The sequence below is a fragment of the Streptosporangium roseum DSM 43021 genome (assembly GCF_000024865.1).
GTDB classification, from domain to species: Bacteria; Actinomycetota; Actinomycetes; order Streptosporangiales; family Streptosporangiaceae; genus Streptosporangium; species Streptosporangium roseum.
Genome location: NC_013595.1, coordinates 8860460 through 8883272 on the forward strand (window position 1 = coordinate 8860460; position 22813 = coordinate 8883272).

General features: G+C 71.6%; 15 protein-coding genes. 4 read left to right on the forward strand and 11 right to left on the reverse strand.

Going from position 1 to position 22813, the window contains the following annotated elements; translation table 11 throughout:
* Positions 1-7: 7 nt before the first annotated feature.
* The 4 genes from SROS_RS38810 to SROS_RS38825 form a co-directional block, all read right to left on the reverse strand.
* Positions 8-2683 carry an FtsX-like permease family protein gene (locus SROS_RS38810; RefSeq protein WP_012894434.1) on the reverse strand — a complete coding sequence of 892 codons (2676 nt, stop codon included), beginning with the start codon at positions 2681-2683 and terminating at the stop codon, positions 8-10.
* Between the two features lie 77 nt (positions 2684-2760).
* Positions 2761-5319: an ABC transporter permease gene (locus SROS_RS38815; protein ID WP_012894435.1), complete on the reverse strand. Its 2559-nt coding sequence runs from the start codon at positions 5317-5319 to the stop codon at positions 2761-2763.
* Positions 5320-5380: 61 nt separating this feature from the next.
* On the reverse strand, positions 5381-6088 hold the full coding sequence (locus SROS_RS38820) for an ABC transporter ATP-binding protein (protein WP_012894436.1): 708 nt from the start codon (positions 6086-6088) through the stop codon (positions 5381-5383).
* Positions 6085-6612, reverse strand: coding sequence for a PadR family transcriptional regulator (locus tag SROS_RS38825; RefSeq protein ID WP_012894437.1), 528 nt, complete (start codon positions 6610-6612; stop codon positions 6085-6087). The genes SROS_RS38820 and SROS_RS38825 overlap by 4 nt, the downstream gene beginning before the upstream one ends.
* A gap of 97 nt (positions 6613-6709) precedes the next feature.
* On the opposite strand from SROS_RS38825, the gene SROS_RS38830 reads away from it, so the two are divergent.
* Positions 6710-7255 carry an FHA domain-containing protein gene (locus SROS_RS38830; RefSeq protein ID WP_012894438.1) on the forward strand — a complete coding sequence of 182 codons (546 nt, stop codon included), beginning with the start codon at positions 6710-6712 and terminating at the stop codon, positions 7253-7255.
* Here the strand turns inward: SROS_RS38830 and SROS_RS38835 are convergent.
* The gene (locus SROS_RS38835; protein ID WP_043653822.1) at positions 7236-8597 is read right to left on the reverse strand and encodes an MFS transporter; all 1362 of its coding nucleotides are present in this window, start codon (positions 8595-8597) and stop codon (positions 7236-7238) included. The genes SROS_RS38830 and SROS_RS38835 overlap by 20 nt on opposite strands.
* A 122-nt stretch (positions 8598-8719) precedes the next feature.
* Between SROS_RS38835 and dacB the strand changes: the two genes are divergently transcribed.
* Entirely contained in the window at positions 8720-10270 is a 1551-nt protein-coding gene (gene dacB / locus SROS_RS38840; protein ID WP_012894440.1) for a D-alanyl-D-alanine carboxypeptidase/D-alanyl-D-alanine endopeptidase, read from the forward strand.
* 191 nt (positions 10271-10461) lie between these two features.
* Entirely contained in the window at positions 10462-11379 is a 918-nt protein-coding gene (locus SROS_RS53520) for a CAP domain-containing protein (protein WP_012894441.1), read from the forward strand.
* Positions 11380-11503: 124 nt separating this feature from the next.
* Here the strand turns inward: SROS_RS53520 and ilvC are convergent, their stop codons facing one another.
* From ilvC to SROS_RS38870, 5 genes are all read right to left on the reverse strand, one after another.
* Positions 11504-12484, reverse strand: a complete 981-nt coding sequence (gene ilvC, locus SROS_RS38850) for a ketol-acid reductoisomerase (protein ID WP_043657831.1) — start codon at positions 12482-12484, stop codon at positions 11504-11506.
* A 39-nt stretch (positions 12485-12523) separates the two neighbouring features.
* Complete coding sequence (gene ilvN / locus SROS_RS38855) at positions 12524-13048, reverse strand: acetolactate synthase small subunit (protein ID WP_012894443.1); 525 nt, start codon at positions 13046-13048, stop codon at positions 12524-12526.
* A gap of 82 nt (positions 13049-13130) precedes the next feature.
* The gene (locus SROS_RS38860) at positions 13131-14894 is read right to left on the reverse strand and encodes an acetolactate synthase large subunit (protein WP_081453322.1); all 1764 of its coding nucleotides are present in this window, start codon (positions 14892-14894) and stop codon (positions 13131-13133) included.
* 307 nt (positions 14895-15201) lie between these two features.
* Positions 15202-17760: a putative bifunctional diguanylate cyclase/phosphodiesterase gene (locus tag SROS_RS38865; protein ID WP_245564438.1), complete on the reverse strand. Its 2559-nt coding sequence runs from the start codon at positions 17758-17760 to the stop codon at positions 15202-15204.
* 370 nt (positions 17761-18130) lie between these two features.
* Complete coding sequence (locus SROS_RS38870) at positions 18131-19039, reverse strand: 2-hydroxyacid dehydrogenase (RefSeq protein ID WP_012894446.1); 909 nt, start codon at positions 19037-19039, stop codon at positions 18131-18133.
* Positions 19040-19112: 73 nt separating this feature from the next.
* Between SROS_RS38870 and SROS_RS38875 the strand changes: the two genes are divergently transcribed.
* On the forward strand, positions 19113-20195 hold the full coding sequence (locus SROS_RS38875) for a PQQ-dependent sugar dehydrogenase (protein WP_012894447.1): 1083 nt from the start codon (positions 19113-19115) through the stop codon (positions 20193-20195).
* 522 nt (positions 20196-20717) lie between these two features.
* Here the strand turns inward: SROS_RS38875 and SROS_RS38880 are convergent.
* Positions 20718-22790: a VanW family protein gene (locus tag SROS_RS38880; RefSeq protein ID WP_012894448.1), complete on the reverse strand. Its 2073-nt coding sequence runs from the start codon at positions 22788-22790 to the stop codon at positions 20718-20720.
* Positions 22791-22813: the final 23 nt, after the last annotated feature.

Here is a 22813-nt window from a genome sequence, read left to right on the forward strand (position 1 = left end):
GCGGCCGCTATCCGGTCCGGCGGGTCAGCGTCGTTCTCGTCCGGGTGAACGCCCCCGCCAGCAACGCCGCCAGCACTGGCAGCCCGACCACCAGTGCCACGAGGAAGAGCCAGGGGATCTCGATGGTCGGCGCCCTGCCGGGGAACGGCGGCAGCCCCCCGGGCGTCGTCGGCCCGCCGACATTCCTTGCCTGTCCCAGCACCGGCCAGATCGCCGCGATCCCGGTCGCGATCCCCGCGAGGGCACCGACCAGCGCGCCAAGCCCGGCGATGAACCCCGCCTGCCCGGCGACGACCAGCCGCCGCGTGCCGGGCGGCGCCCCGACGGCGGCCATGGTCGCGAGGTCGGGCCGCAGGTCGGCCGCCGCGAGCCCGGTGGCGGCGAACGTGCCACCCAGCACCAGGACCGACGCCGCAGCGAGGAACAGCGCCAGCTGCGGAAGAACGCCCTGCCCGAGCCCGCCCTGAACGAACACGTCGACGCTGCCGCCTGCCGCCGCCGCCAACTCCCGCTCCAGCTTGCCCTCCCGCTCCCGGTCGAGTAGGTGGCCGGCGGGGTCGATGTACAGCGTGTCGGCCTTCGTCTTCAGCCCGATGGCATGGAGTGCGGAGGCAGGGAGCACCCCGACTGCGTACTGGGGGTCGGCGGCCTCGGCCACGACCGCGGGGACCGTGAGGTCGTCCGGGACCTCGTACTCCTCGGAGGTGAACGCCATGACATGCAGCCTCATCCGCCCGTCACGCACCAGGCGCGGGTCGAACGCCACGGCCTTGCCCGCGTCGAGCGCCGCCGCGGCGACCGGATCCCGCCGCCCCTGGACGAGCTCCAGCAGCTGCCGACCTCCGACTGGCAGCCCTCCGGAGTAGGAACGTCCCGCGTACGGCCCGCCGTCCGAGAAGTGCAGGGGGGCGAGCTCGATGGAGGTTCCCGTGATGTCCAAGGGCTCGGCGGCCTCGATCAGCGGTGTCTCGGGGAACATCCGCTCGGCGACCGCCTTGATCCCGGTCCACCGGGCGTCGTCGCGGTCGGGCCCGCTGATCCTCATGATCCCCTCGGGGAGCGCCGCCTGGAAAGAGTCCCGGCTGACGGCGAAGTTGCTGTTGGTCATGACAGCCATCGCGGTGAAGGCCGCCGCCGCCGTCATGACCGCCGCGACAGCGGAGGCCGTACGGCCCCGGTGGCGGGAGGCGTCGCGGGCGGCCAGCCGGACCGGCAGGGGAAGCCGCGTGGCCAGGCTCGCCGCGATCCTGACCAGCGCCGGAGCCAGCGCGACCAACCCCAGTTGGGCCAGGACGGCCGCGGCGAGGACCCAGACCGGGTGGAACCTGACAGCGAACACGGCCGCAGCGGCGCCGACCACGAGCAGGACCAGGCCGAGGACCGGACGGCCCGCGCGGTCGCGCGCCTGGCTCCTACGCCCGCCGAGCACCGCCGCGACGTCCTGACGGGCCGCCTGTACGGCGGGCACCACGGCGGCCGTGATCCCGCTGACCGCCCCCAGCAGGGTGACGGTCAGGATCGGGTGCCACGGGATGTCCAGTGGACCGAGCCCGCCGATCAGCCGACCCGCTTCCAGCAGTGCCGCCAGTGCCCCCAGGCCGACGCCCAGGATCAGGCCGAGCAGCGCCGCGCCACCGCCCAGAACCACACCATCGGCTAAAACGATCATGCGGAGGTGCCCCGGTGCCCCGCCCTGCGCGGCGATCAGCGCCAGCTCGCGGCGGCGGCGGCGCAGCCCGACCGCGAAGGCGGGACCGGCGAGCAGCACCACCTCCAGCACACTCATGACCACGGCGAGGCCGATGGCCATGAGCTGTTCGACGTCATAGGGGCTGACGATCCAGCAGCAGTCGTTTGAGCCGTCCGAGCCTTCGGGGACGACAGGAGCGCGGACGCCCAGCCCGGCGGCGTTCAGCCTGCGGATGTCCTCCCGGGTGATCGGTTGCGAGGTGTCGGCCAGCCAGCCGGTGCCCTGACCGTCCCGCCCATCGAGAAGCAGGGTGCCCGGCAAGCCCACGATCTCCGCACTCCTGGTCCGGTGCGGATGTTCGACCACGCCGACCACCCGCTTGGGCGTCTTCTTCGGGCCGACGGCCGGTGTCGTGCCGAGAGGCGCTCCCCGCTCCTCCGTCCCCGGAGTCACCGCGATCTCCCCGGGAGCGGCCGGGAGGCGGCCGCGCAACAGGCGGTACATCCCGGCCGTCAGCGGGTCGCGCAGGTCCAGCTCATGGGCGGCCACGTGGTCGTAGCCATCCTCACCCCTGAAGTCGACGCTGCCGTCGTTCGCCGGGATGACCCGGGCTCCGTGGTCGAGCAGACTCACGATCTCCGCCGGCGAGCTGGGAACCTCCGTCCAGGAGATCTCACCGCCGGCGTCTCGCGCCGGGAATCGCTGCCCACCGAGCGTCCAGATCCGCAGGTCGGCGGCGCCGATCTGCGCGGTGAGGCCCTCGCGCGGGGTGATGTCCGCCGTCTCGGCGAAGGTCAGGGTCACGGTGATGACGAGAACGGGCAGGCCGACCATCGCGACGATCAGGGCGCTGCGGCCCCTGGACCGCAGCGCGTCCCGCCGGGAGATCCGCAGGGCGGCCAGAAGCGCGGCCAGCGGGGAGCGTGCGGCGCGCGGCCCGTCACCGTGCACGCGGCCGGCGCCCGCGAGCCGTACGACCGGATCGAAACTCATGATTGTCTCTCCTGCGCCTGGGCGAGGCCGTGAGCACGGCCTCGCGGTGATCGAGCAGGCGGTACCGCCCGCGGCCGCTATCCGGTGCGGCGGGTCAGCGTCGTTCTCGTCCGGGTGAACGCCCCCGCCAGCAACGCCGCCAGCAGCGGCAGACCGATCACCACCTCGGCGAGGAAGAGCCAGGGAGCCTCGACCGTCAGCCTCCTGAAGCCCATCACGGGCACGAGCGCGGCGGTTCCGGTGAGGAGTCCGGCCGGCGTGCCGATCAGGACGCCGAGTCCCGCGATGAACCCGGCCTGCCCGGCGACGACCAGCCTGCGTGTGCCCGGCGGCGCTCCGACCGCGGCCATCGTCGTGAGGTCGGGCCGCATGTCGGCCGCCGCGAGCCCGGTGGCGGCGAACGTGCTGCCCAGCACCAGGACGAGCGCCGCCGCCAGGAGCAGCCACATCATGACGGCGTTGTCATCCCGGAAGCCTTCACGGACGTAGACACGGAAGTCGGCGATCCCCGCCCCGAGCTCCCACTCCAGGCCCATCGCCTGCTGAGGGGTGGGCCGGTAGGAGGCCGGGTCGATGTACAGTTCGTGGGGCCTCGTCTTCAGCCCGGCGGCTTGGATGGCGGCGGCGGGCACCACCCCGACGGCGTAGCGGGGGTCGGCGGCCCTGGCCACGACGGCGGGGACCGTGATCTCCCGGACCGCCGTGGGCGCCCCGCCCTGTGTGGTCAATCTCATGCTCAGCCGGCCGTCTCGCACCAGGCGCGGATGGAACACGACGGCCTTTCCCGAGGCGAGCGCGGCCGCCGCCACCGGGTCCCGCCACCCCTGGACGAGGGCGAGCAGGCGCTCGTCGCCGATCGGCAGGCCGCCGAAGAAATCGAGGGAAGAGCCCGATCCGTTCCCGTGAACGGTCTGAGGGTCCAGGTAGACGGTGACGTTTTCGGCGTTCATGGCCTGGGCGCCCTCGATCAGCGGCACCCCCGGCAGCTTTCGCTCGACGGCGGCCCTCAGCCCGGCCCATCCCGCGTCGTCAAGACGACCGGCCTCGATCGTCGTGGTCCCGGCGGCGAGGGTCCCGTGGAAGGCGTCCCGGCGCTCGGCGAACCGGCTGTTGCTCGCCATGCCCGCGGCGGCGACCGCGGTCACGGCGGTCATGACGGCCGCGACCGCGCAGGCCGTACGGCCGCGATGGCGGGAGGCGTCACGGGCGGCCAGCCGGAACGGGAGCGGAAGCCGGGCTGCCGCCCGCGCGGCCACCCTGACCAGCCTGGGCGCCAGCGCGACCAGCCCGAGCTGGGCGAGGAGTGCGGCGGCGAGCACCCAGACGTAGGCGATCCTGACGGCGAACACGGCGGCCACGATCCCGGCGACGAGCAGGATCAGGCCGAGCACGGGGAGACCGGCCCGGTCACGCACCGCGCTCACCCGCCCGCCGAGCACCGCCACCACGTCCTGCCGGGCCGCCTGTACGGCGGGCACCAGGGCCGCGATCAGCCCGCTGCCCGCTCCGGTCAGGGCGACGGTCACGACCAGTCCCCAGGGGATCTCCAGGGGGCCGACCCCGCCGATCAGCCTGCCCGCTTCCAGCGCGGCCGACAGCGACGCCAGGCCGATGCCGAGAACCAGGCCGATCACCGCCGCGCCGCCGCCGAGGACGACGCCGTCGGCGAGGACGATCATCCGCAGGTGGCCCGGGGAGCCCCCTTGGGCGGCGATGAGCGCGAGTTCACGGCGGCGGCGGCGCAGGCCGACCGCGAAGGCGGGGCCGGCGAGCAGCACCACCTCCAGCAGGATCATGATCGCGGCGAGCCCGATCAGCACCGTCATGTCCACGTTGAGCGGCGGTTCGTGGACCTCGCCGGTCTCGGCCGGAGAGGGCGGATTCTCGATGACGGAACGGGACTGGGCCAGCAGCCCGACGGCGTTCAGCCGCTGGACGACGGCCCAGGTGACCGGCTCCGCGGTGTCGGCCAGCCAGCCGGAGCCGGAGCCGTCCCGCTTGTCGGACAGCAGGGTGCCGGGCAGCCCGATGATCTCCCGGCTATTGGTCCGGTGCGGGTGCTCGATCACCCCGACGACCCGCAGCGGCCTTTCCTCCCGTGTGATGGCCAGCGGGGCGCCGAGGCGGGCCCCCTTCTCCAGCACCCCGGGGGTCACCGCGATCTCCTGGTCCGAGGCCGGGAAACGGCCCTCCACCAGGTGGTAGGTGCCCGCCGTCAGGGGGTCTCGCAGGTCCAGCTCGTGCGCGTCCACGCGGTCGCGCATGACCGGGCTGCGGAAGTCGACGGTGCCGTCGTTCATCGGAAGGAGCCGGGCGCCGGGGCCGAGGAGCTCCGCCAGCTCGGCAGCCGTCCACGGCCGTGTGGAGGGAGGACCGTTGCCGGATTGGCAGCACCGGCCCTGAAGGTCCTGGTGCAGCCTGCCGCGGGCCGGTGTCGTCCGGAGACGGACGTCGGCCGCTCCGATCTCCGAGGTGAGGCGCTCCTGCGGGGTGAGGTCCGCGGTCTCGGCGAAGGTCAGCAGTCCGGTGATGACGAGGACGGGCAGGCCGACCATCACCATGATCAGCGCGCTGCGGCCCTTGGCCCGCCAGGCGTCCCGGCGGGAGATCCGCAGCGCGGCGAGGAAGGCGCTCATGCCGCCCTCCCGTCCCGTGGCCCGCGGGTCGCCGGCACGTTCCGCGTGTCCGTCCGCTCGCTCATCGGGCGCTCTCCAGCGGGGCGGCGGTGGAGTCGGCGATCGCGCCGTCGCGCAGGAAGACCACCCGGTCGGCCCAGCCGGCGTAGCGCGGCTCATGAGTGACGAGCAGCACGGTGGCCCCCGCGTCACAGCGGGCGCGCAGCAACTGCAGGACGTCGTCACCGGTCGGGGTGTCCAGAGCTCCGGTGGGCTCGTCGGCCAGGATCAGCCGCCGCTCCCCGACCAGCGCGCGGGCGATCGCCACCCGCTGACGCTGACCACCGGAGATCTCCTCGGGGAAACGCCCGGCCACCCCGGCCAGACCGACCTCCTCCAGGGCCTCCATCGCCTCCCGGCGGGCCTGCCCGGCCCTGACGCCGTCCAGCTCACGCGGCAGCATGACGTTCTCCATCGCGGTCAGCGACGGGATCAGATTCAGATCCTGGAAGACGTAGCCGACATGGCGGCGGCGGAGCCCAGCGAGGTCTTTGGCCGACAGGCCGGACAACGGCGTGCCCTCGACGACCACCTCGCCCGAGGTGGGCCGGTCCAGGCCACCGGCGAGGTTGAGCAGGGTGGACTTGCCCGACCCCGACGGCCCCATCACCGCCACCAGCTCTCCGGCGGCGACATCCAGGCTCACCTCCCGCAATGCCGCCACGGCCTGCGGCCCGTCACCGTGCACGCGGCTGACGCCCGCGAGCCGTACGACCGGATCGAAACTCATGATTGTCTCTCCTGCGTCTGGGGGGAGGCCGTGAGCACGGCCTCGCAGTGGTCGAGCCAGCGTTGCTCGGCCTCGGCCTGGAAGATCATCGAGTCGAGCACCAGCCGCTGCGCGGGGCCTTCCGCGCTCGCCCGTTTGGCGCGGGTGAGCTCCTGCAGCGTGCGCATGGTCGCGACGCGCTGGGCCTGGATCACGGGCCGCACGTCGGCGGCGGCGGTGACCGCCATCGCGAGCTTGATGACGAGCTCGTCCCGGGGCCGGTCGGACTGGGCGACGGGGGTGCCGAACCATCGCTCCATCTCGGCCCGACCGGCCTCGGTGATCGTGTAGACGACCCGGCCCTGGTCGTCCTGCTCGCCGGGGGCCACCAGACCGTCGCGTTCCATGCGGGAGAGCGTCGTATAGACCTGGCCGATGTTGAGCGGCCAGGTCGCCCCTGTGGACGCCTCGAACTCGGCACGCAGCTGGTAGCCGTAGCGGGGCCCCTGGCTCAGCAGGGCGAGGAGCCCTTGTCGGATCGCCATGGATACTGAGTATGCATACTCGGTATGGTCACGGCAAGCCGGGCAAGAGATCCGCATATTCTGGACAGGTTCCATCCCTGGGGCTGATACTCGGGAGATGAGCTCGCCGCCTCCCCCGTCCCGCGCGTCCGACGGGGACCGCGATCGTGCGATCAACGAGCTCCGCGACCGCGCCGTCGAGGGCCGTCTGTCGCACGACACGTTCCTCGGCCGCGTCGACATGGCGCTGCGCGCGCGCAGCCAGGGCGAGCTTGAGGACCTGGTCGCCGACCTGCCGCAGCGCGGCCGGATGCGCCGGATGGTGACCGAGATCGTCGCCTCGGCCTCCGAGTTCACCAAGCGCGTGGAGTCCGCCTGGCGGCGGCCCAGGCTGCCCAGGCTCGCGCTGCCCGGCGACAGCCGCACCCGCTACGTGGTCGGCCGCGGCTCGGCCTGCGACCTGGTCCTGGCCGACCTGACCGTCTCGCGGGTGCACGCCGAGCTCCGCCGCGACGAGGAGGGCTGGATCGTCGTCGACCTCGGCTCGCTCAACGGCACCCGGCTGAACGACTGGCGCCTGGTCGGACCGGCGAAGGTCCGGCCGGGAGACGTCCTGTCCTTCGGCGACTGCATGTTCCTGGTGATCACCCCTCAGCTGATCTGAGGGGCTCCGGGGTCGCCAGGGCCGCCGCGGTGAGGGGGTAGCGCGCCGTCAGCAGGATGCTGATCCCGGCGATGAGCGCGGGCAGCAGCGTGCCGCCGTACAGCGTGGCCGTGATCGCCGCCTCGGGCTGCGCCACGGGCGTGCCGGGGTCGGACTCCACGAACCCGGTCGCGCCGAGCAGCCAGCCGAGCACCAGCGCGCCGAAGGCGAAGACCACGGTCTCGCAGGCCGTCCAGAGCCCGGTGAACACCCCGGCGCGGCGCTTCCCGGTGACCTGCGCGTCATGGACGATCACGTCCGACAGCATGGAGAACTGCAGCAGCTGGAATCCGGCGTAGCCGACGCCGACGACGAGCACGCACACGTGCGCGTACACCGTCCCGAACTCCCCGGCGAGGGCCAGCGCGGCCGTACCCGCCGTGAACAGCGCCGCCCCGAGGATCATCGCCCCGCGCTTCTCGTACCGCCTGGACAGCCAGACCCACGCCGGCATCGTGACCAGCAGCGGCCCGACGATGCACAGGAAGAGCGTGGTGGTCATCCCGGGATCGCCCAGGACGTAGGTGGCGAAGTACGGCGAGCCCGCCAGCAGGGTGCCCGCGGCGAACATCTGGGCGCAGCTCAGGCCGAGCAGCATCATGAACGGCCCGCTGGAGCGGGCCGCCGCGAACTGGGCCCGGATCGACGGCTCCGCCTCGGCCCTGGTGACCATCGGGGCGCGCGCCGTACCCGCGAAGGCGGCGAGCATGGACACCAGCAGCACCGCGCCGATGACCAGGCCCATGAGCCGGTATCCGGCCGCCTCGGTGCCCGCGATGGCCGGGGCGCCGGCTCCCGACAGCAGGATCGCCAGGCCGACGAAGACCATCTTCCACTGCAGCAGCGAGGAGCGCTCGTGGTAGTCGTCGGTCATCTCGGCGGCCATGGCCTTGTAGGGAACCTCGTAGAAGGCGTAGGCGGTCGCGGTGAGGAAGTAGCAGACGGCGACGTACAGCGCGGCCGACACGCCGGTGAGCGGTGGCCCGGCGAACGTCAGCGCGAACGCCACGGGCAGGGTGAGCGCGCCGAGGAGCATCCACGGCCGGCGCGCGCCGAGCCGGGAGACCGTGCGGTCGGAGCGCTGGCCCACCCAGGGGTTGATGAGCATGTCCCACACCTTGGGGAGGAAGACCACGATGCCGGCGATCCAGGCGGGGACCGCCAGCACGTTGGTCATGTAGAACAACAGCAGCAATCCCGGGACCGTGGAGAAGGTCGCGGTGGAGACTGAGCCGATGCCGTAGCCGATGCGGACTCCGCGCGGCACGGTGACGAGGGCGGGAGCGGGCTCCGGTGTGACCATGCGCACATTCAATCGCAGCAAGCGACCGCTCGGCAGGCCTGAAAGATACGAACATTTCCGTATTGTCACGTGGCCCGCGATTCCTCATGATCTCCGCAAACACCTAGGCACCGGGAGCAACCGTGCGGCCCACGCGACGAACCACGATCTCCGTCTCCGCCCTCTTAATCGCCAGCCTCGCCTGGGCCTCGGCCCCGGCGAGCGCCGTCGAACCCGCCTCCGGCGTCACCGATCTGGTCAAGGACATCGACCAGATCCTCAGCGACGCCCGGCTGACCCCCGCCCGAGCCGGAGTGGTGGTCAAGAGCGCCGCCTCCGGCGAGGAGCTCTACGCCCAGGACTCGGGCAAGGTCCTGACCCCCGCCTCCAACGCCAAGCTGGTGACCTCCGCCGCCGCGGCCGACACCCTCGGCCTGGACTTCCGCTTCACCACGAGCGTGCTGTCCACCGGCCGCCGCGCCGGCTCGGCCCTCACCGGCAACCTCTACCTCAAGGGCACCGGCGACCCCACCCTCCTGGCCGCCGACTACGACGCGCTGGCCGCCCGCGTGGCCGCCTCGGGGATCAAGATGGTCACGGGCAAGCTGGTCGCCGACGACACCTGGTTCGACTCGGTACGGCTCGGCACCGACTGGGCCTGGGACGACGAGCCGTACTACTACGCGGCGCAGATCTCCGCGCTGACCGCCTCCCCGGACACCGACTACGACGCCGGGACCGTCATCGTCTCGGTGGCCCCCGGCGACGCCGCGGGCAAGCCCGCCAAGGTCTCCACCACCCCCGAGACCGACTATCTGAAGATCGTCAACCGGGCGACGACCGGGGCCGAGACCGACGTGCTGATCGAGCGCCAGCACAGCACCAACACCGTGCTGATCACCGGGACCGTGGCGGACGGCTATGACGAGTGGGTCGCCGTCGACGACCCCACCGGATACGCCGCCTCGCTCTTCCGCAAGGCGCTGGCCAAGCACGGCGTGCGGGTGCTGGGCCCCACGGCCCGCGAGGCGACCCCGGCCGGGGCCGCCACCGTGGCCTCGCGCGACTCGATGCCGCTGAGCGAGCTGCTCGTGCCGTTCATGAAGCTCAGCAACAACATGCACGCCGAGATCCTGACCAAGTCGATCGGGCGCAAGGTCTCCGGGGCCGGGACCTGGAGCGCCGGGCTCGCCTCCCTCACCTCCTTCGCCCAGGCCAACGGCATGCCGACGCTGCGCATGCGGGACGGTTCCGGCCTGTCCCGGGCGGACGGCCTCACCCCCGGCGGCGTCACCGGCCTGCTGCTCGCGCTGCGCTCCAAGCCCTGGTTCTCCACCTGGTACGGCTCGCTGCCGATCGCCGGTGACCCCGACCGGATGGTCGGCGGCACCCTGCGGAGCCGGATGCGCGGCACCCCGGCCGCCGGGAACGTCCACGCCAAGACCGGCTCGCTGACCGGCGTCACCTCCCTGTCCGGCTACGTGACCAGCGCGGACAACGAGCCCCTGGTCTTCTCCGTCATGCTCAACCAGTTCCTGTCCGGCTCCCCCAAGGACATCGAGGACAAGATCGCCATCCGTCTCGCCCAGTTCAGCCGGACCGCCCCGGCCGACGTCGCGAACGTCCAGCTCCGCCAGGTCCAGCAGGACTCCGCCGACGTCGAGTGCTCCTGGCTGAAGCCCGTCGGCTGCTGACCCGCCGCCCGCCTCCCCGTCCTCCTGCCGGGGGCGGGGAGGCAGGGAAACGGGAACGCTCCCAGACGCCTATCTGATCACTCTGGTTTACCTGGATCTCAAATTAATATCCGAAATTTCGTGACAGGGAGTACTCGACCCCGACAGAATGCGGAATCCATCCAGCGTCCACCCAACTGGAGGAAACCGATATGCGTAGACCGCTAGGGGTACTCGCGTGCCTCGGGAGCCTGGCGGCACTCGGCACGCCGGTCGCCACCGCCCACGCCGCGACGGCCCCGCAGGCGGCGTGCCGCGTGTACGCGGCCGCTCCCTACGTCACGGCCGCCGGGAAGATCCAGGCGTCCGCCGCACGGCTCGGCTGTGGTGACACCGCACTGGTCCGCATCCGCGTCAAGCGCGCCGAGGCCGGCCCCGACCCGGTCGTCAAGAGCGCCTCCAGAAGAGGGCACAACGGGCGGGTCACCGTCGCGCTGCCGTGCGCCCCGGGCGTCTACTACGCGGTCGTCACCGACTACCGCGGCAACGCGGGCAGGTCCAAGGCCGCCCGGCTGTCCTGCTCCCCCTCGGCGACGCCGACCCCCATCCCCACCGCCACGTCCAAGCCCACCGCGACGCCCACCGCGACGCCGAAGCCGACGGCGACCCCCACCGTGAAGCCCACCCCCACCGTGAAGCCGACCCCCACCCCCACCGCGACCTCGCCGGGCGGCACCGTGGGGACGGCCGAGGAGAACGAGGTCGTGCGGCTGGTCAACGCGGAGCGGGCGAAGGGCGGCTGCCGGCCCCTCAAGCACGACGCACAGCTCCGCAAGGCCGCCTACGGCCACTCGGCCGACATGGCGGCCCAGGGCTACTTCAGCCACACCTCCAAGGACGGCCGCAGCTTCATGGACCGCATCCGGGCGGCCGGCTTCACCGGCGGGTCGGGCTGGGCGGAGAACATCGCCGCCGGGCAGAAGACCCCGGCCTCCGTGATGAGCTCCTGGATGAACAGCTCGGGTCACAAGGCCAACATCATGAACTGCAAGTACACCCTCATCGGTGTCGGCGCGGCCAAGAAGTCCGACGGCACGATCTACTGGACCCAGAACTTCGCCGCCAAGTAGGGTCCGGCCCACCGCCGTAGACGGCGACGGGAACGGCGACGCCCCCGCGACGGATGACCGTCACGGGGGCGTCGCCGTACGAGGCGCCCCGTTCGCCCGGGAACCGCCCGGGAGGGGCCCGCCGCTACTTGAGCCAGCTCATCATCGGGCGGAGCTTGGCGCCGGTCTTCTCGATCGGGTGCTGTGCGATCTCCTCGCGGTAGGCGGTGAACTTCTTCTGCCCGCCGTCGAACTCGTCCACCAGCTCCTTGGCGAACTCGCCGGACTGGATCTCGGCGAGGATGCGCTGCATCTCCTTCTTGGTCTCCGGCGTCACGACGCGCGGGCCACGGGAGTAGCCGCCGTACTCGGCGGTGTCGGAGACCGACCAGTACATCTTGGAGATGCCGCCCTCGTACATCAGGTCGACGATCAGCTTCATCTCGTGCAGGCACTCGAAGTAGGCGACCTCGGGCTGGTAGCCGGCCTCGATCAGGGTCTCGAAGCCGGCCTTGATCAGCTCGGACACGCCACCGCACAGGACGGCCTGCTCGCCGAACAGGTCGGTCTCGGTCTCCTCGGTGAAGGTCGTCTTCAGCGCGCCGGCGCGGGTGCCGCCGATGCCCTTGGCGTAGGACAGCGCGAGGTCCCAGGCGTTGCCGCTGGCGTCCTTCTCCACGGCGACGAGACACGGCACGCCGCGGCCCGCGGTGTACTGGCGGCGGACGAGGTGACCGGGGCCCTTCGGCGCGACCATGGCCACGTCGACGCCCTCGGGAGCCTCGATGAGGCCGTAGCGGATGTTGAGGCCGTGGCCGAAGAAGAGGGCGTCGCCCTCGACGAGGTTCGGGGCCACGTGCTCGGCGTAGAGGTGACGCTGGATGTGGTCCGGCGCGAGGATCATGGTCAGGTCGGCCTCTTCGACGGCCTCCGAGGGCGTGAGCACCCGCAGACCGTCGGCCTCGGCCTTCTCACGGCTCTTGGAACCCTCGGGCAGACCGACCCGGACGTCGACGCCGGAGTCACGGAGGGACAGAGCGTGGGCGTGGCCCTGGCTGCCGTACCCCAGGACGGCCACGTGCCTACCCTGGATGATCGACAGGTCGGCCTGGTCGTCGTAGAAGATCTCAGTCACTTGCTTAACCTTTCAGGTTTCTCGTGCGGGTTACGCAGTCCGGTCCAGGGCCCGGAGAGAACGGTCGGTGATGGAACGGGCGCCGCGGCCGATGGCCACCATGCCCGACTGGACGAGCTCCTTGATGCCGAACGGCTCCAGGAGCTTGATGAAGGCCTGCAGCTTGTCCGGCGTGCCGGTGACCTCTATGGTCACCGCGTCGGCGGCGACGTCAACGCAGCGCGCGCGGAAGAGGTTGACCAGTTCCAGCACGCTGGAGCGGTTCTCGGCGTCGGCCCGCACCTTGATCAGCGTGAGCTCGCGCTGCACGGCCTGCGCCGGATCGAGCTCCACGATCTTCAGCACGTTGACCAGCTTGTTGAGCTGCTTGGTGACCTGCTCAAGCGGCAACTCCTCGACGTTGACCACGATGGTCATCCGCGAGATGTCCTCGTGCTCGGTCGGCCCGACCGCCAGCGAGTCGATGTTGAACCCGCGGCGGCTGAACAGCGACGCGACGCGCGCGAGCACGCCGGGCTTGTTCTCCACCAGCACGGAGAGCGTGTGCCTGCTCATGCCTTCCTCCTCGCCTGGCGGCCCGCTCGCGCGCCCGCCGGGCCTCTGCGCCTGTCCGCCGGCTCGCTTCGATCACTCACCGCTAGTCCTCGCTGTCCCAGACCGGCGCCATGTCGCGCGCGAACTTGATCTCGTCGTTGCTGGTCCCGGCCGCGACCATCGGCCAGACCATGGCGTCCTGGTGGACCACGAAGTCGACCACGACAGGCACGTCGTTGATCTCCATCGCCTTCTTGATGGTCGCGTCCACGTCTTCGGGGCGCTCGCACCGCAGGCCGACACAACCGTACGCCTCGGCCAGCTTCACGAAGTCCGGGATCCGGCGGACCGTCTGCAGGTCGGTGTTGGAGTAGCGCTGGTTGTAGAACAGCGTCTGCCACTGCCGGACCATGCCGAGATTGCCGTTGTTGATGATCGCGACCTTGATCGGCACACCCTCGATGGTGCAGGTGGCCAGCTCCTGGTTGGTCATCTGGAAGCAGCCGTCGCCGTCGATGGCCCAGACCGTGGTGTCCGGGCTGCCCATCTTGGCGCCCATCGCGGCCGGCAGCGCGAAGCCCATCGTGCCGGCGCCGCCGGAGTTGATGAAGGTCCCGGGGTTCTCGTAGCCGATGAACTGGGCGGCCCACATCTGGTGCTGGCCGACGCCCGCGGTGTAGATGGCGTCCGGCCCGACGAGCGCGCTCAGCCGCTCCATGACGTACTGCGGGGCGAGGGAGCCGTCCTCGAACTCGTCGTAGCCCCGCGGGTAGGTCGCCCGGTAGGCGTCGAGCTGGGTCCACCACTCGCTGTAGTCGCCCTTGCGGTCCTCGTTGCGCACCGCGGCGATCAGGTCGGAGATGACCTCCTTGCAGTCGCCCACGATCGGGACGTCCGCGTGCCGGTTCTTGGAGATCTCCGCCGGGTCGATGTCGGCGTGGACGATCTTGGCGTGCGGGGCGAAGGTGGACAGCTGCCCGGTGACGCGGTCGTCGAAGCGGACCCCGAGCCCGATGATCAGGTCGGAGCGCTGCAGCGCCCCGACCGCCGGCACCGAGCCGTGCATGCCCGGCATGCCCAGGTGCTGGCGGTGGCTGTCGGGGAAGGTGCCGCGCGCCATCAGCGTCGTGACCACGGGGATGCCGGTCAGCTCGGCGAACTCCAGCAGCTCCGCCGCCGCCCGCGCCTTGTGCACGCCACCGCCGACGTAGAGCACCGGCCGCTTGGCGTCGGCGATCAGCTTGGCCGCCTCCCGGATCTGCTTGGAGTGCGGCCGCGTCACCGGGCGGTAGCCCGGCAGCTGCATCACCGGCGGCCACTGGAAGGTCGTCATCGCCTGGAGCGCGTCCTTGGCGATGTCGACCAGCACCGGCCCCGGACGCCCCGTCGCGGCGATGTGGAAGGCCTCGGCGATCGTCCTGGGGATGTCATCCGGGTTGATGACCAGGAAGTTGTGCTTGGTGATCGGCATGGTGATGCCGGAGATGTCGGCTTCCTGGAACGCGTCGGTGCCGATGGCGGCGCTGGCCACCTGGCCGGTGATCGCGACGATCGGGACCGAGTCCATGTAGGCGTCGGCGATGGGGGTGACCAGGTTGGTCGCGCCCGGGCCGCTGGTGGCCATGCAGACCCCGACCCTGCCAGTGGCCTGCGCGTAGCCCTGGGCCGCGTGGCCTGCGCCCTGCTCGTGCCGTACAAGCACGTGCCGGACCTTGGCCGAGTCGTAGAGAGGATCGTAGGCGGGGAGAATCGCGCCGCCCGGGATCCCGAACACAGTGTCGACCCCGACGTGCTCCAGCGCTCTGACGAGGGCCTGGGCACCTGTCATCTGTTCGGTCATCGGCTCGTTCCTTGTGTGGCTAAGCATGTTTGGCGGCATAAAAAATGCCCCATTCCGCCTGAGACGGCGGAGCTGGGGCGGCGCGCAGGTCGAAGTGCTTCGCTATCGGCCTGCGCGCCGGCGAAGTACTACGAGAATCCCACTGTGATGCATGGCTCCACCATGGCCGACAGAGTGCGTCTGCGTCAAATTCATGGGACAGGAGTCTCAAAGTCCGAGATGACAGATACGGGCGCGGACCCGGTCCGGACAGGAAAACGAGGTAACAGAACGGACAAGCGGTGAGGAAAGACACACTCCTCGGTGCGCACGCCGCAGGGCGGCGCGCGCGCCGTCAGACACCGCTGTGCAGGCTGGAGAGGCTGGTGCGCATGAGGGAGTCGACCCCGCGGGCGGCCATCGGCCGCGCCACCAGGAAGCCCTGACCCCGGGTGCAGCCCATCTCGCGCAGCAGCTCAAGCTGCTCGGGACGCTCGATGCCCTCGGCCACCACGATCAGCCCCAGATCGTGGCCGAGCCGTACGATCGTGCGGGTCAGCAGCGTCAGCGTCTCGTCGCGGCCGAGCCCCGACACGAACGACGGGTCAATCTTGATCATGTCCACCGGGAGCTGCCGCAGGAACGCCAGCGAGGCGTAGCCGGTGCCGAAGTCGTCGATGGCCAGCCGCACCCCGAGCCTGCGCAGCTCCGAGAGCCGGGTGATGGTCTCGTCGGCGTCCTCGACCAGCATCTCCTCGATGACCTCAAGGGTCAGCGCGCTGGGCGGCAGGCCGCTCTCGGCCAGCGCCGACTCGACGGTCTCCACGAAACGCGGCGCCATGATCTGCCGGGCCGACAGGTTGAGCGACAGCCCGATGTCCCAGGAGGACGCGCGCCAGGCGGCGACCTCCCGGCAGGCCTCGCGCAGGATCCACTCGCTCAGCGGGACGATCAGGCCGGTGTCCTCCGCCGGGCCGAGGAAGTGCTCGGGCGGCACGAACGCGCTCCCCCGCCACCAGCGCACCAGCGCCTCCACGGCGGTGACACGCGAGGTGGCCAGGTCCACCACCGGCTGGTACTCGATCGCGAACTGGTTCTCCAGCAGCGCCCGCTGCAGGTCGGCGGCGAGTTCCAGCCGGCGCACCACGTCGGCGTGCATGTGCGCGGCGAACACCTCGACCCGGCGCCCTCCGAGATCCTTGGCCCTGGCCATCGCCACGTCGGCGTTACGGATCAGGTCTCCGGAGGACACGTCGTCCTCGGCGAAGGCCACCCCGACGCTCGCGGTCAGCGCGATGTCACGGTCGGCCACCCGGAACGGCTCGGACGAGACCGTGCGGACCAGCCGCTCGGCCAGATCCACCGCCGTCTGGGCGTCCACCGCCGCCTCCAGCAGCACCGCGAACTCGTCGCCGCCCCAGCGGGCCAGGGTGTCGTCGGCCCGTACGGCGGCGCGGAGCCTGCGGGCGGCCTGGCCCAGCAGATAGTCGCCGCTGGCGTGGCCGACCGAGTCGTTGACCGCCGTGAAGCCGTCCAGATCCAGGAACACCACCACGGCGCTGCTCGCGCCCGGACGGGCCAGCACCTCGCGGGTGCGCTCCTCGAAGTAGGCCCGGTTGGGCAGACCGGTGACGCCGTCGTGGAAGGTCAGGTGGGCGACCTGGTTGCGCAGGGCCTCCTGGTCGCTGACGTCGCGGGTGGTGACCAGCAGCAGGTCCTCGCCGCGCACGTGCCGGGTGGCCACCGACTCGGTGGGCCGCCAGGTGCCGTCGGACGCCCGGACCCGGCAGGCGATCATGCAGGTGCCCGGCCCCTCGACCGGCTCCTCGTCCAGGCTCATCGCGCGCAGCGCCACCTGGATCCCGGGCACGTCCTCGGGGTGGATGTAGTCGAAGATCGTCCCGCCGACCAGCTCGTCGGGGCGGTAGCCGTACGTGATCTCGACGCCCTCGCCGATCTCCCGCACCACGCCGTCGTAGTCGCACAGCAGGACCACGTCGCCGGTGCTCTCCGCCAGGTCCTGGAGCTGCCGCTCGCCGAGATCCACCAGGCGCCGCATCCGGCCCGTCTCCATCAGCACCACGAACAGGCGCACCACCAGGACGCAGACGATCGACGTCGACACCAGGGCGAGGACCGGGACCGGCCCCTGCACCCTGCCGCCGAGCACGCGCAGGAGCACGACCCCGGTGGCCGCCACGACGAGGATCAGCGGCAGGGCCGCGATCAGCCAGGAGGTGGCCTGCCCGACGGACGGCTCCTCCTCCTCGTCGTCGGGGCCCGCGGCGGGCGCCGTACGGCCGCTCCACGGGACGACGGCCAGCAGCAGGAAGGCCGCCGGAGCCAGCCACACCCCGAGCAGCGGCGGCGCGTCGCCGCTCACGCGGGCCAGCGCGGTGCCCGTCTCGGACGCCGTGATGGCGGCCAGCACGGCCAGCGCCGCCAGGCCCATCGGCCAGGCGGACCGCCGGATCGGCAGCACCGCCGGGCCCACGGCGCACGCGAGGATCAGGCAGAGCAGCGGCGGGGCGATGGTGATCGCGAAGGTGCCGGCGTCGTCGGCCTGGCGGTAGGACGGGCCCAGCAGCAGGACCCAGCCGATCACGAACAGCGAGCCGGCGCACATGTAGGAGTCGGCGAGATCCCGCAGCAGGGCACGCCCGTGCGCGGGCCGGGTGGCGGACAGCCCGGTGCCGACGGTGAGCATCGCCGTACCGACGAGGACCACCAGGTCGGCGAAGGACACGGCGAAGGGCGTGCCGTCCGCGAGCGGCCGCGCACCGACCCCGACCAGCCAGGTGACCGAGCCACCGGCCAGCCACCGGACCGCCGTCGCCCTGCGCCGGTCGGCGCCCCGGAGAAGCCCGGCGAACAGTGACACCGCGGCGATCGCGGCGGCGACGACACCCGCCACCGCTCCGACGGTCCCGGGCGAGACACCACTGAGAAGGGCGGCAACGAGCCCCACCGCGCCGGTTCCGGCAGCGGCGGTCAGCGGTACCCGGGGGTCACGCCAGCGGATCAATGTCGTCTGCCCATCAGTGTCGATTCGTCTCGCTTCCGCGACGGCACACGGTCAGTGTGTGCTCTCCGGCCGGTGCGGGGGGTGACAACGCCGTAGTCGTCACCGATCTGATAACCATGCGAGCGATCAGGGTCGCAGTCAATCACCGTACGGACCCGAGGTCACGAGGTAGCCACGGTCCGGATTCCTTTCCCGGTCGGTACGGATTACAGCAGGTAAAGAGCTGGTCGGCACGGGTCCAGGGCGGCGCGGATCGGGGTCAGTACGAGCCGGTGATCACGTTCTTGAGCGGCTCACCTGCCAGGTAGCGCAGGAGCTGGGAGCGGAGAAGCTTCAGCAGGCGCCGCCCGGACGCCGGGGTGCTGCCGGCGACGTGCGGGGTGATGAACACCCCCGGCGCCGTCCACAGCGGATGCCCCGCGGGCAGCGGCTCGGGGTCGGTGACGTCGAGCGCGGCCAGGATCCGGCCCTTCCGCAGCTCGGCGACCAGCGCGTCGGTGTCCACCACCGCGCCCCTGGCCGCGTTCACCAGCACCGCGCCGTCCTTCATCGCCGACAGGAAGTCCGCATCCACCAGCCCCGTGGTGGCGGGGGTCGACGGGACCAGGAGCACCACCACGTCCGCCCGGGGCAGCAGCTCCGGCAGCTCGTCCTGGCCGTGCACGTCACCCCGGGCGGTCCTCGCCACCCGGACGACGTCCACCTCGAAACCGTCCAGCCGCCGCTCCAGCGCCTCGCCGATCGAGCCATAACCGATGATCAGCACCGTGGAGTCGGCCAGCACACCGGTGTGGTGGTAGGTCCACTCGCCCTCGCGCTGCGCGGCGGCGAACCCGGGGAACTCCCGCATGACCGCGATCATGGCCCCCACCGCCCACTCCGCGGTGCCCGCGTCATGCACGCCCCGCGCGTTGCACAGCACCGCGCCCTCCGGCAGGTGCGGCCGGTAGGCGTCCACCCCCGCCGTGACGGTCTGCAGCAGCCGCAGCCGGGGCATCCGGCCGAGCAGCTCCGGCAGCCCCGCCACCGTGAGGAGCGGCGGGACCCAGACCTCGACCTCCCCTGCCCCGTCGGGGACCGGGCCGGTGCCGTCGTAGACGACGCACTCCACATCGGGTAGATCACTGAGGACGTCGACGGCGGCTTTGGAGGGGACCCAGATCTTCATGGCTGCATTATCCAGGGGATCGTCCTGGAACCTCCCCCCATATACGACGGTATGAATGAAGGAGGAGGTTCGCATGATTCGGATGGCACGACTGGCTCCCGTCCCGGTAGCGGCACTGGTGGCGGCGCTGCTGGCGAGTTGCTCGGCGGCTCCCGCCGGCACGGCGCGGACCCCCGCCTCCGCCGTGGCCGCCGCCCCCTCCGGCGAACCGCGCACCCTGGTGGAGGACCTGGAGGTGCCCTGGGGCATCGCGTTCCTGCCCGGCGGCGACGCCCTGGTCACCGAGCGCGGCACCGCCAGGCTGCTGCGGGTCACCGAGGCGGGGAAGGTCACCGAGGTCGGCGAGATCGGCGACGTGCGCCCCGACGGCGAGGGCGGTCTGATGGGCGTGGCCGTCTCCCCCGGCTTCGACAAGGACCGGTCCGTTTTCCTCTACTTCACCTCCGCCCGGGACAACCGGATCGTGCGCTACCGCTACGACCGGGGCCTGACCGATGCCACCGTGATCCTCGACGGCATCCCCAAGGGCGGCATCCACAACGGCGGCCGCCTGGCCTTCGGCCCCGACGGATACCTCTACGCCACCACCGGCGAGACCGGCGAGCGCGACCTCGCCCAGGACCGCGGCTCGCTCGCCGGCAAGATCCTCCGCATGACCGCGGACGGCCGCCCCGCCCCCGGCAACCCGTTCCGGGACGTCGTCTGGAGCTACGGCCACCGCAACGTCCAGGGCCTGGCCTGGGACCCGTCCGGCCGGCTGTACGCCAGCGAGTTCGGGTCCAGCTCGTTCGACGAGATCAACCTCATCAGGAAGGGCGGCAACTACGGCTGGCCCGAGGTCGAGGGTGCCGGCGGCGGCCCCCGGTTCATCGACCCGGTCGTCACCTGGAGCACCGACGAGGCCTCCCCCTCCGGCATGGCCTACGCCGACGGCTCCCTCTGGGTCGGCGCCCTGCGGGGCCGCCGGCTCTGGCAGGTCCCCCTCGCCGCCGACGGCACGGCCGGCACCCCCGCCGCCAGGTTCGAGGGCCGGTACGGCAGGCTCCGCGCGGTCGCCGCCGCCCCCGGCGGCTCCCTGTGGATCGGCACCAGCAACAAGGACGGCCGCGGCTCCCCCGCCCCCGGCGACGACCGCATCCTGGTCCTGACCTCGTAACTCCGGAGGCTTTCACTGATCCGCAGATGACGGTCCGCGCCTGCGCGCCCCGGTGGGCTCCGGCATTCCCGCCCGGAGCGCGACGCCGGCCCTACCTGGTGCAGGACAGCCCAGGGCCTCTTCCACGGTGCCCGGCTGTGCGCCCCTCTTCCACAGCGCCTGGCTGTGCGCTCCTTTCGAAAGTGACGCTTCAGCTACGGCGACGCGCCCTGAACGGTCATGCGGAGATCGCTTCAGCCTCCCCGCTCCACTGAGCGGCCGGAAAGCGAGCGGCTACGGCGTGCATGCCGTACGGCGAGACGAGATGGCGCGGAGGTGGGCGGGTGTTGCGGCCGGCGTATAAAAGGACCGCAACCACCACGCCCGCCAGGCCGGAGGCCTGAGAACACCGGCCCCCGCCAACGACGGCCGGCCGCAACACCCGCCCACCGCAGCGCGAACAGAGAACAGCCACCACAACCGGAACACCCGCCGCAGTACGAGCAACCAGAACATCCACCGCAGAACGGACAGACTCCGGGACTACTCGTCCTGGGCGGGAGTGGTGGACGGGACGCACTTGAGGTCGGTCTCGGGCTTGTAGACGGTCTTCTTCGTCTCCCGCTTGACCTCCTTGCCGTCCTGCTTGAAGACCCGGGTCACGTCGATGGTGAACCCCTGCTGGCCGACCATCGGGATGCACGTGGGACCGCTGTCGGTCGCGCTCTTGAACGGGGTGACGTCGTAGCGATCGGAGGAGATCGACTCGATGTCGTAGCGCTTGGTGCTCCAGAAGGCGACCGTGACCCCCTTGTCCGTGTAGGAGGTCTTCACCAGCACGCCGTACTTGGAGTCGTTCTTCCAGCGGAAGTCCGGCGCGGGCCAGGAGACCGTGGACTCGCGGCCGGCCGGGTAGCGCGAGATGTAGAACTCGTGCGCCATGTGCTGGACGTCCTCGAGGCCGCCGAAGAACACCGCGTTGTACATGGTGGTGACGAACTGGGAGATGCCGCCGCCCACCGAGTCGACCAGCCGGCCCCCCTGGATCATGGGTGCCGGGACGAAGCCCCGGGCCGTGTCGCGCTGGCCGACGACGCCGTTGAGCGAGAAGGTCTCGCCGGGCTTGACCAGGTAGCCGTCCAGGAGCTTGGCGATCGTGCGGATGTTGGTCACCCGGGGCAGGCAGCAGTCGTACGGGGTGGTGAACTCGCTGATCTTCTCCTTGATGCCGAGCTTGCGCACCTCGGCCTCGGAGACCCGGGGCTGGACGGTCGTGAGGACCACCGGGATGGTCCGGCTGCCGCCTTCGGCGACCATCCGGGCCACGGCCTCGGCGAGCTTGTCGTCGTCGATCCCCTTGCCCTTGCGGCCGGGGATCAGCTTCGGCGCGGCGCCGACGATCTGGAAGGTGGGCTCGCGTGGGGCCAGGGCCGGATCGACGAGCCTGTTCTCCACGGTCGCGACCGCGCTCCTGGCGTCGAACACCGGGCCCATGCCGCCGGAGCTGTCGGGCTCGAAGGACAGGTGGGCGGCGAGGGTCTCCACCGGGAGCTGGGCCTGCCTGCCCGCGTAGGTCAGGGTGACCGGGCCGGACAGGGCCTTCCCCGCGTCGGCGGCGGCCTCCCTGACCACCTCGGCCGTCACCTTGGGCTTGATCACCGAGACCGGCAGCTCGACCTCGCCGACGGGGCCCAGGAAGGCGTTCCTGATGGCGCGGGCCGCGGCCTCCCGTTCCAGCTCGCGCCCGTCGCGGGGGGTCACCACCACCGGCTTGCCGCCCTCGAAGGTGACCGCGCCCTCGCGGACCTTGAGGTCGATCTTCCTGGCCAGGGCCGTGACGGTGCTCTGCATGCGTTCGGAGTCGACGGAGATCTTGGGGGCCAGCTCGGTGGTGCCGGTCAGCGCCCGCCAGACCTCCATCGGAGCGGGGAAGCCGCTGTGCGCCTGGTCGATCGTGGCGACCACGTCGAACTCCAGCCCGGCCTTCTCGGGATCGATGGAGTATTTCCTGTCGACGGCCCGGACGACCATCTCCTCGCCCGCCTTGCCGGGCAGCCGGTCCCTGAGTTTGTCGGCCGCCTCGGTGGCGGTCAGCCCGCCGATGTCGACGCCGTGGACGCGGGTGCCGGGCAGCATCTTGCCGGACATGACGATCGCGGGCACGGCATAGGCGAGACCGGCGAGCAGCAGCAGGAGCAGGAGCAGGACGGTGAGCCTGCGGCCCCGGCGGGACGGCTCCTCGTAGCGGGACGACTCCGGCTGCCGGGGGTCACCGCCGGACGCGGCCGGGGGCTCCTCGCGCGGGGGCCGCTCCTGGAGGGGACGCTCGGGCGGGGTGGCCATCTTCCAGGGCTGGGGCGGTGAGGCCGCCGGCGGCAGCCCGGCCGATCCCGTGGCGGACCGGCCGAACCCGGAGGACCCCGCGGGCTGGGCGCCCCCCGATGGACCGAAGATGTCGGGCGAGACGCCGGGAGGGAGCCGCGGTCCGCCCTTGGGACGGTCGCCGGAGGAAGCAGCGTTGGGGTCGCGGGCGCCCGGCCGGACCGGGCGTGAGGGGAGGGGCACTGCCGCGAACGGGTCCGTCGGCGGGTCTATCGACGCTCCGGCGTTCCGCACGGCCTCCGTCTCCTCCTGCTTCG

Coding starts and splice junctions, on each gene's coding strand:
- SROS_RS38860 (WP_081453322.1), bottom strand. CDS start 14,894: ATGCTTAGCCACACAAGGAACGAGCCGATGACCGAACAGATGACAGGT.
- SROS_RS38815 (WP_012894435.1), bottom strand. CDS start 5,319: ATGAGCGCCTTCCTCGCCGCGCTGCGGATCTCCCGCCGGGACGCCTGG.
- SROS_RS38870 (WP_012894446.1), bottom strand. CDS start 19,039: ATGAAGATCTGGGTCCCCTCCAAAGCCGCCGTCGACGTCCTCAGTGAT.
- SROS_RS38835 (WP_043653822.1), bottom strand. CDS start 8,597: ATGGTCACACCGGAGCCCGCTCCCGCCCTCGTCACCGTGCCGCGCGGA.
- SROS_RS38875 (WP_012894447.1), top strand. CDS start 19,113: ATGATTCGGATGGCACGACTGGCTCCCGTCCCGGTAGCGGCACTGGTG.
- SROS_RS38825 (WP_012894437.1), bottom strand. CDS start 6,612: ATGGCGATCCGACAAGGGCTCCTCGCCCTGCTGAGCCAGGGGCCCCGC.
- ilvN (WP_012894443.1), bottom strand. CDS start 13,048: ATGAGCAGGCACACGCTCTCCGTGCTGGTGGAGAACAAGCCCGGCGTG.
- SROS_RS38830 (WP_012894438.1), top strand. CDS start 6,710: ATGAGCTCGCCGCCTCCCCCGTCCCGCGCGTCCGACGGGGACCGCGAT.
- SROS_RS38810 (WP_012894434.1), bottom strand. CDS start 2,683: ATGAGTTTCGATCCGGTCGTACGGCTCGCGGGCGCCGGCCGCGTGCAC.
- SROS_RS38820 (WP_012894436.1), bottom strand. CDS start 6,088: ATGAGTTTCGATCCGGTCGTACGGCTCGCGGGCGTCAGCCGCGTGCAC.
- SROS_RS53520 (WP_012894441.1), top strand. CDS start 10,462: ATGCGTAGACCGCTAGGGGTACTCGCGTGCCTCGGGAGCCTGGCGGCA.